The 9,243-nt window shown below is 60.0% G+C and carries 9 protein-coding genes; 3 read left to right on the top strand and 6 right to left on the bottom strand.

All coding sequences use genetic code 11. The annotated features are described in order from the left end of the window. On the bottom strand, positions 1-849 hold an 849-nt coding region (locus AC1D1T_RS26760; RefSeq protein ID WP_477992824.1), incomplete at its 3' end, for a Tle-like phospholipase domain-containing protein. A 327-nt stretch (positions 850-1,176) separates the two neighbouring features. Between AC1D1T_RS26760 and AC1D1T_RS26755 the strand changes: the two genes are divergently transcribed. Next, positions 1,177-1,521, top strand: a complete 345-nt coding sequence (locus tag AC1D1T_RS26755) for an ArsR/SmtB family transcription factor (RefSeq protein WP_477827656.1) — start codon at positions 1,177-1,179, stop codon at positions 1,519-1,521. 19 nt (positions 1,522-1,540) lie between these two features. After that, positions 1,541-2,014, top strand: a complete 474-nt coding sequence (locus tag AC1D1T_RS26750; RefSeq protein WP_477827657.1) for an SRPBCC family protein — start codon at positions 1,541-1,543, stop codon at positions 2,012-2,014. 517 nt (positions 2,015-2,531) lie between these two features. Here the strand turns inward: AC1D1T_RS26750 and AC1D1T_RS26745 are convergent. The 4 genes from AC1D1T_RS26745 to AC1D1T_RS26730 form a co-directional block, all read right to left on the bottom strand. Beyond that, complete coding sequence (locus AC1D1T_RS26745; RefSeq protein ID WP_457329527.1) at positions 2,532-2,966, bottom strand: EamA family transporter; 435 nt, start codon at positions 2,964-2,966, stop codon at positions 2,532-2,534. Position 2,967: 1 nt separating this feature from the next. Then, positions 2,968-3,447 carry a sensor histidine kinase gene (locus AC1D1T_RS26740; protein ID WP_477828718.1) on the bottom strand — a complete coding sequence of 160 codons (480 nt, stop codon included), beginning with the start codon at positions 3,445-3,447 and terminating at the stop codon, positions 2,968-2,970. A 67-nt stretch (positions 3,448-3,514) separates the two neighbouring features. Continuing rightward, the gene (locus AC1D1T_RS26735) at positions 3,515-4,639 is read right to left on the bottom strand and encodes a hypothetical protein (protein WP_477992823.1); all 1,125 of its coding nucleotides are present in this window, start codon (positions 4,637-4,639) and stop codon (positions 3,515-3,517) included. Between the two features lie 51 nt (positions 4,640-4,690). Next, positions 4,691-7,612: a hypothetical protein gene (locus tag AC1D1T_RS26730; RefSeq protein WP_477992822.1), complete on the bottom strand. Its 2,922-nt coding sequence runs from the start codon at positions 7,610-7,612 to the stop codon at positions 4,691-4,693. Positions 7,613-8,428: 816 nt separating this feature from the next. On the opposite strand from AC1D1T_RS26730, the gene AC1D1T_RS26725 reads away from it, so the two are divergent. Next, positions 8,429-8,611, top strand: a complete 183-nt coding sequence (locus AC1D1T_RS26725; RefSeq protein WP_477829236.1) for a hypothetical protein — start codon at positions 8,429-8,431, stop codon at positions 8,609-8,611. Positions 8,612-8,911: 300 nt separating this feature from the next. Here AC1D1T_RS26725 and AC1D1T_RS26720 read toward each other — a convergent pair. Then, a partial coding sequence (locus AC1D1T_RS26720; RefSeq protein WP_477992821.1) for a hypothetical protein occupies positions 8,912-9,243 on the bottom strand: 332 nt, incomplete at its 5' end.

Raw genomic sequence — 9,243 nt, 5'->3', positions numbered from 1 at the left:
GTCCAACAGCCCGTCGCTGAGCGGAGCCGGTGAGAAGACGGTGGCCTTGACGGGTTTTTCCATCATGATGGCCGCGTACGACGCTTCCCCGCCTCCTTTGGAGTGGCCCGTGAGCGAGAGATCGTAGTCATGGTATTTCGCGCCCGAGTGGCCGTTCGTCATGGCCAATTGCAACTCCTGAGCCAGTGTCGCGGCCTGCTTGTAGCTCTCGGGCTCGACGCCCAGGCCGGCTTCCCCGTTGGCCAGCCACTGGGGCCCGCCCATGCTGGCGTCGCCTACCACGCGTTGCGAGGCGCCGCCAGGCACCTCGCCCGCCGTCGTGCCCCCGAACGCGAGGACGACGCGCTTGGCCGTGTGGTCCACCAGGATGCTCGCCACGAGGCCGGACTTCGGATCGGCCACGGTGCCGGCCATCTTCTTGTCAGGCGACAACTGGTTGCCCGTCGGCAAGTTCAGCTCGGTCGCGAGGAGGGACATCAGGTCCTCCGCCGGCTTGAAGTCGCCTGGCAGCTTTTCCGGGTCGCGGAAGTAGACGAAGTTCGCCATCTTGGCCATGTCCACCACGCCGTCGAGCTTGGACGCCGGCGGCATCTCGGCCCGGTGGAGAACGTCGGGGTAGCGGGCTTCCCGCCCACGTTGGTCGAGGCGGGCCTGGACGCCTGCAATATTTTGCCGCGGTCCCAGCGCCTTCAATGGCGCGGCGCGGCGCAGGTGGCCGGGGCCGATCGGCGCGCCTTCGCGCACCTGGGCCCGGCTGACGATGGAGGGCAGGCCGCCCGTCGTGCCTTCGGCTTGCGGGGTTACGCTCTTGGAGCGGACCTGCTGCGGTCGGGAAATGGGGATGCGCATGGGATGACGTTGGGTGCCTGGAGGGGGGAAACGTTGCCTTCGATCTCAGCCTGTCGCCTCGCATCCTGGCAGCGTGGCTGCAGTGGCCAAAGGTAAGCGCGGGCGCGATCCGGAGCAGCCTAGCTCGCGAACATGCGAGCGGAAATGCGATGCAGGATTTCCAGCCGCACTTGTCTGCGCATCAACGCGGCGCGCTGCGGCTCGCCTCTGCCGTGTGGTCGCTTCACCGTCGGCTGTTGCGAACTGCGCTCGCGTGGCTATCGCGAGGTCCGGACAGGCGCAGGCTCTGCCTTGCTCATGATTGAACAGCCATCTATACTTCGCCAAATGGCAAACAATCAAATAGCTCTGGATTCGGTCTTTCACGCGCTAGCCGACCCCACGCGTCGAGCGGTCCTGCAGCGACTCGGCACGGGGCCGGCGACTGTCAGCGACCTGGCGGAGCCATTCGACATCGGTTTGCCCACCTTCATGAAGCACGTGGGGGTGCTCGAGAGTACAGGGCTGATCCGCACCCGAAAGAGCGGTCGAGTTCGGACCTGCGTGCTCGAGAGAAGGAAGCTGGCAGCRGCCGAGCGCTGGTTTGACGAGCAGCGCGCGATCTGGGCAAGCAGATTCGAGAACCTGGACAACCTACTTGAACAACTGAGTGGAAATGATCATGAGACCTGACCTTCGATTCGATTTCATCGTGGACAAGACCAAGCACAGCATCACCGTGAAGCGAGAGTTCGTGGCGAAGCGCCAACTCGTGTGGGACTGCTACACGAAGCAGGAACTGCTCGACCAGTGGTTCGCCCCCAAGCCACTGACCACCAAGACCAAGCACATGGAGTTCAAGGAAGGTGGGTATTGGCACTACGCGATGGTCATGCCAGACGGACAGGCGTTCTGGAGTCGCCAGGACTACCAGACGATCAATCCGATTGACGGCTACGTGGCGCTCGACGCGTTCAGTGACGAGACCGGTGCGGTGAATCCCGACCTGCCGCGCGCTCGTTGGGACGTTGGTTTCACCGACCTCCAGACTCGCACGCTCGTGACGACCATCGTCTTGTACAAGTCTGCCGAGGATGTCCAGAAGGTGATCGACATGGGACTGAAGGATGGTCTCGCATCGACGCTTGAGCGACTCGACGAACTCCTTCTCACCATGGCCGCGTGACGAGCCGGGAATTGCCCTCGCGCGTGCAGCGAGGCTGGCGTCGGCTTTGACGGCGTGCCTGTTCGTGCGCTCGGCGATTGCGCTGGTGGATTGCACGGAACCGAGCGATCCGGATCGAGTCGCGAGTTTCTTGAAGCTGCGGTTTCTGGAGGATGGGCGCGTTCGGCAGACATTCAGCCGAACTCGGTCGGGAGGGGGCCGCGGGCCTCCGCCCCACCAGCGAAATCCGCCGTTCTCCGGGTGGACGCCAGCCTCTCGAAATGTCAACACCGTGGCCGTAAGCGGGCGCTCGAGAGTACCGATCGACCGGCCGCAACCGTCACGGAGCTGCCACATGAATGCACCCGTCGAGCGGCGGATGAATCGAAAAATCCCCAAACCATCGAAGGCAACGACGCCTTGCGTCTTCCGGAAATTGCCCGTCCTGCGCGAGGAGGGGCGCGTCCGCCGCTGGCTGCCCTGCCATTCACCAGAAACTGCACGGCTGAAGACGGCCATGGAGAAGCCGCCGGTCGCGTTAGCGCTTGATCGAGAGAACCAGCACGCCGCCCGCCACCATCGCGATCCCGGCCCATTCGCGCAGGCTCGGCCGCTCGCCGAGGAAGGCGAAGGCGAACACCGCGACCAGCACCAGGCTCAGCTTGTCGACCGGGGCCACCTGCGATGCGTTGCCGATCTGCAGCGCTCTGAAGTAGCAGACCCACGAGGCTCCGGTGGCCAACCCGGAGAGCACCAGGAAAACCCAGGTCTTGCTCGGCAGCGCGAGCGGGTTCGACCACTTGCCCGTCCAGACGACGAAGGCGGCCAGCACGGCAAGGATGACCGTGGTKCGCACCAACGTGGCGAGGTCGGAGTCGACACCGCGAATGCCGACCTTGGCGAAGATTGCCGTCAGTGCGGCGAACGTCGCCGACAGCAAGGCCCACTGAAACCAGCTCGCCGGCATGCCCATGTCAGGCTCCTTGMAGTTGAGAGAACACGACCCGCACCTCCAGCCCGCGATGCGCCTGCGGCGTGTGCAGGCTGACGCTCGCGTGATGGCGTTCGGCGATGGCCTGCACGATGGCCAGACCCAGCCCGCTGCCGCCGCTGTCGGGCGCGAGCGTCTGCGCATCCACGCCGCGGTAGAAGCGGTCAAACACACGCTCGCGTTCGGCTTCGGGGATGCCGGGTCCGTTGTCGACGACGCGTAGTCGCGGCCGCCCGTCCTGCAGGTCCGCCTCGACGTCGACCACGCCGCGCGACGGTGTGTAGCGCAGCGCGTTCTCGACCAGATTGTCGAGCAGCACGCGCAGCTGATGGGCGTCGGCCCGCGCCATGATGCCGGCGCCGACGCGCGCCCCAAGGTCGATGCCGCGATGCTCGGCTTTTGCCGCGAAGTCCGATACCGCCGATCGCACCAAGTCGTCCAGGCTGACTTGTTCGACGCGCATGCTCTCGCCATCGGGCTCCGAACGCGCTACTGCTAGCAGCTGCTGCACCATCCGCTCCGAGCGGATCTCATGGACTTGTTTTCAACAAGGTAAGTACAAAACCACCCGTTGCAGCGAATGCTCGCACCGCCGCAGCGATCATTGCCCCCCCTTCGGCGGTCAAGGCGACCTCGGGAAGAAGGAGACCTATCCCGACCAAAATTTGGAGGATTCCGGTCACTATCTGATACCGATTGAAGTATTCGACGTAATCGCCCTCTATGCACAAAGCCCAAAAAATAACGCCAGGTAACGGGCGCTCAGTCTCGAGTATTATTTTGAGTTGGTGACCTTCTGGAGAAAACAAGGTGCCAAGGACAATGTCCTTTGTTGGCGTATATCGCTTCCCCGGTTTATATGGAAGTCTGAGATACAGACCAAGTAGAATGACGAGCTTTTCAACGCTGTCGCGAATGCCGTAGAGGCTCGCCGGTTTGACTTCGTACCAATCGAAGTCAGGAGGGCGATGACTTAGAATGTCAGGGCGGGTTTTCTTGCCGATTGACATCGCGAGAGATGCCTTTCCAGGATTGTGAGCTAGTAGAAAATCACGGTACGGAATAAATGATTTGCTGATGTCAAAAAATACATCGGTACATGGGCCGTTCTTCGTGCAGAAATCTTTAAAGATGAGAGGCTCGGCGATTTGCTCATTAAATAGATTCGCCACCATCGGGATGAGATCGAGCGACAGCCTAAAACACATTCGGTTTCCTAGCTGTAGGTTGCTGCGCACACGGTCGATGATCTCCTTGTCCAGTCCGTACGTACGAAAGTTCGCTCCAAGCAGCGAGGCCATCATCGGATCGAGTCGAACCAAGTTGGCATCCAGTGGCGTCGCTGCGCTCATCGCCGGTGTTACGATTCCTTCGAGAAACGAGAGCTCCAAGTCGAGCCGATCAAGAAATGAAGGATCAATGAGCATGGTTCCCTGACCCAGCGACCGGGTCTTTCGAAATTCACCGATTGCTCGCTGAGTCCCGACCATTGAGCCGTCACGTTCGTCGGCGTCGGGTATCTCCATCCCTACAGACAATAGTCCCAGTTGAACAATCCTCAAAGCATCGACAGCGCATAGGCCCAAAGGTAACTCTGCTCCCATCTGGACGCCTTGTAACACAGCGCTAGCACCGAGAATTGATGAATTCAGCACGAAGACCTCTAGCAATGAAATGGTGCGTTGACAGCGCGTAGGCGAGCAGCTTCACGGGAAAACTGGAAGCTTGTCGTCGGGCTGGAGCCATACCAGCGTTGTCGGGAGCGTGAATTCCCACGGCTCACCTTCTGGAGTCGCCCCGTCCAAATCGTCAGTCTGTTGGCGTAACTCCTCGGTGATGGAGCGGTACAAGTCGCTATCGAGCGTGGGCGCGCTTCCTCCACGCCAGACCTTTTTGCGCAACTCCGTTTCGTGCATTGGGTTTTTCAAAAGGTATTCCACGCTCTCGACATAAGCCAGCGGCACCGGCACTAAGACACGTGCGGCGCCTGCCGATAAGAACTGACTGAAGAGTGGGTCCGGGTCACTCAGGTTCACACTGGTTCGCCAGTTCGACTTTCTGCCCCAGAAGTAGGGATAGAAGAGGTAGGTCATCTGCTCCCACTCGAAAGCCTGCTCGAAGAACTGGATGATCGGCCCTTCATAGAGCGCCTCGTTGACGTCCAATTCGGGAGGATGAATCGGATCGTTCGGCGGCTCGGTCAAGGCGCCGAACTGACTAAAGTGCTGGCCGGTCATCATCGTGATGCATAGCTTTTTTAACTCGTTCTTCTCCACCGTGCGGTTGATTGCTGGATTTTGCCCTTCCATGGTGATGCCAAGCGCAGATTCGGCTTGTTCGACTTTCTGATCGTAAGCGGTCTGCATAGCCTGGTAGGCAGTCTGAATCTTGCCGAACGTCTCCAATTGCCAGGCAGTCATGGCCTCGTCCGTACGTACGCAAACAGCCTGGATATCGAGCGCGAACTTGTGCACGTCGTAACACGCTACACTGACAGGAACTGAGCCGGCTGTGACCTGCGCGTTGTTGCCCGCAACATCACCAACTTGCTGCATGTTCAAGGGAATACCGCCGCCTGCAATATTCATGAGCACCCATGCATCACCACGCACTTGGACACTGAACTTTGGATAGTGGATCCAAAGAATTGACGCGGCCAAGCTATACGAGTTGAGGCGATAGCCGGCAGGAATCACTAAGTCCTTGGTGGAAGTCGCGAAACTGATTGCCTCTCCGAGACCCTCATTGGGTGCGAGGGATATGCCGACGTAGGTGAATAGCGGCGGGGGCGCTGTGACTCCAGCAGCACCATACTTCGCGGCGTAGCGCATGAAGTTGAACTCATTGATGACACTCGCTGTCAACGGCTCACGAGGCTTGTGGACATCCAAAATTGTGGCGTCTTTGAGAAAGGGTGGCGGAGGCTTAGCGCTAAGCTTTGGCTCAGCTTTGCTTCGTGTCGCCCGATAGTAGGCAGCCGGTTCCGGAATGATGAATTCCAGCAAGAGCCTCACTCCGTAGTTGTAGACCTGTGCGCGGTATTTCTTATCAACCCACCGATATATTCCGGTTATGTGGGCCGTAGAAGGTTGTCCGTTGTCCAGTGAATGGCGGTTGACTTCTTCTACCTCGTTGAGGGTCTTGGTCGTTCGCTCGACCTTAGTTGTTGTCTGTACCTTACTAACAGCCCGATCAACGACCTCCCGCGCAAAGTTGCTACTGTTTTTCTCCGACTCCTGTTTCGACGTCGAGGTCGCGAAGTCGGCGGTTGCCGTTGATACGACCGGCCCATATGCCGCCGTAACTGTGAGTCCCGCCTTGATCGAAATATCGTCCTTGATCGATTTTTCGGCTTCCCGCTTGAGCTCGAAACGATCAGTTGATTGGGTGTCGCGCTCGGTGTCTTTGACCTCCTCCTCGGACGTAAATATGCTAGTCTCAGTTCGATCGAGTTTCCGGTGTGTGCGCTCCTTTGACTCTCCTTTAAGTACGTTTTCGATGTGCGACACCTCTCCCGCGACGTAGGCGATCAACGTTTGCTTTACTACCTTCAGATCGCCAATCCCGAGCGGGGTGATTTTCCCGCTGACATCGACGTCCGGGGCGCTCTTCGCTGCTTCAGCAGCTTTCCTTGTTGCCTCGGGTGCAAGTTGCAATATCGCGGCCTGATATTCTGGATCTTCCGCCAACTCTGTTGCTCGGTCCGTCAACTTTTGAAGATGCTGTCGCAAGACCTGAGAGGCGGCGGGTGCGGGCGTGTCGCGATCAAGTTGCAAGAAGTCAAGAACGGCAGCTTGCTCCGCCGCAAGACTCGCAGGCAGCGCTTCGCTTAAGTTCGGCGTGGTTGACATCAAGACTTGGCTGGACCACATCGCCGCCGAGGGTGATGAAGTGGTTTGCGGCGCGACCGCCTTCGACCTGGCCGGTGCGCTCGCGACTGTTTCAAGCAGTTTCGCGGTCGAGGTCAGCTCTGCTGCTAAGGTTCGGACCGCATCGATTCTCGGCGCAGGCCCCGTAGGCGCGGTAGTGGAACCGCCCGTGCCTGCTGCGCTATTTTTACTGGGTGCCGGGGTGGGATGAAATGCATTCGAGAACACTATGGGTATGGCGACCCTAGCGTTGAGCAACCGCAGCGCGAGTGCGGGAGAGGGCTTCGGCTCATCGGCAAGCGTCCGGAGGAAGTGAAATGCGCGCAGTACTTCGGTCGGGGTCTCGAGCATCGGTCCAGCTTCATTCCCGGTTGCATATGCAGCATAGAGGGCCTCCCAAGCAAGACTTTCGACGTTCGTGCCCCCTACATTCTGTATGCTGACGAGCCCCGATTTCTTGACGAGTTCATCAGCATCCACATTGGCGTCTTCGGATAGGGCACGTTGGTAGCTCCTGGTCAAGTCACGGCATCGCTGAGCGATTGGTTCAAGCACTGATTGCTCAATCGACCTCAAGTACTCAAGAGCGGCCCCCCTTTCCGAGAACTTCTTCGCCAGTTGTTGGAGTTCCCTTTTACCCGCGCCACTCTTGGCCTTGGCATCTCTAATTATTGCTAGAGAGGTTTCTTCCTCCGTAACGCGTTGTGCCGGACGAACAGCGAGGAATTTGAATACATTCGTCGTCAGGGTTTTAGTCATGTAGTGTCCTTTCGGTGCATCGCCTTGGAATCTCGTGAGTCCACAGCATGAAGGGAACCAAATTGCCCGATACCCAGCTTGCCCACGCGGACAGCCGAGAAGGCCGGCATTGATGGCGGTGGGCGGGCTCTCCATCGGAACGTGGGTAGGCGCGCAGCGCCCTTGACATTGCGCCGGTGGCACCACCTGTCCGCAGCACATCGAATTGAACGAATGTGCTGAACCGAAGATGCCCCGCGTACGTGGCGGCGCGTCGATCCGTCACGGCCGCAACGCTTTGAGAGTGGCTACCAACGGCATCTTGGCAATGCGAACAGTGGCAAACGTGAAAGAGCTAAGCACTGCTTCCCCTCCAAATTTCGCCGCATGTCAGTACCAATCCGGCGAGCTGATAGGCGACGACGAAACCAGTATATGAACGAGCGCCGTGTCTGAGTTCGTCAAACGTGGGGGGCAGTGGGTACCCCGTCTAGCCAACTTTAGGCAGACGGACGACGGCGCGCCCATCCGTATGGCGCCATCTGCGCAGATGCTCGGCATCGACGGATTGGCGCAAAGGTCGATGCATGATGCGACATGGAAAATCGTCCGCGCACATTGGGCCGGACGCCGCCCCGTTTGCCGATGAAGGACAGTAAGACCGTGCACTTCTGACGCTTCCGGCAATGTCCGGTGTGTGACCGTAAGCAGTGGCCACGCGAGCCTGCTCGTCCGCCTCTCCGGTCTGAACGTTGTGGTCGGCGCTTGAGGCGTATGCCCCCTCGTTTCGCCGAATTTCCGCTCTATGCTTTCGACGCGAACCACCGAGGGGCGACCATGATCGAGATTCGAGTGCGATGGCGACTCGGTCTGCATGAGGACGACTGGGGCAATCAGACCGATGGAGGCGTCTGGTTTCCAGATGTGGCCGACACACGGAGGGAGCTCGACATCCTCGTCGAGGCCGGGAACGAGTTCATGGGCGAGGGGAGCCACTGGCTCGAAGAGCGCCAAGCGTGACCTGCGGCCTGCAGACTTGGGGGGCGCCGAGAGATGCTGGCAGCTGGGAGTATTAGACAACTGCCTAATACTTCGCGTGTTCTGAGCCCAACGACAAAGGGCCCGCATCGCTGCGGGCCCCGTCAATACTGGCTCCTCGACCTGGGCTCGAACCAGGAACCAACGGATTAACAGTCCGCGCTTCTGGCGAGCAGAGACCACATCCGATCGCGCCCGGCACGTGCTGGGCGCTGGCCGAGACGCGGCGCCGCATGGCCTTGTGCTTTGCGGAGGCGGGGGTGTTCGTCTGGTAGGTCGGCTTCACGTGTTGATGCGGTAGACCTCGCCTTGGATCGAGGCCACCCACAGCGCGCCGTCAGCCGCGAAAGACAGGCCCGATATTTCGTTCTGGTTGAGGTTTTGCGTGCTCGCGTCCAAGCGCCGCAGCTCAGTGAGTTGGCCGGTGCCGTCGATGCGCAACTCAACCAGCAGTGCGCCGCTGCTGACCGAGCCAAACCACAGGTGGCCGGTGGCTGGCGCGATGGCCAGGCCGGCGCCCGTCTGCACGCCAAACGGCGCGGTCACTGCGGCAAGCTGCGCGCCGCTGGCCGCGCTCAGCTCGATGATGCGGTTGGCCGGGCCATTGCTTGGCC

This window comes from Rhizobacter sp. P2_H3 (assembly GCF_056403355.1).
Note: the sequence above shows the minus strand (reverse complement) of the source record. Positions and strands in the feature narration are given on the sequence as shown.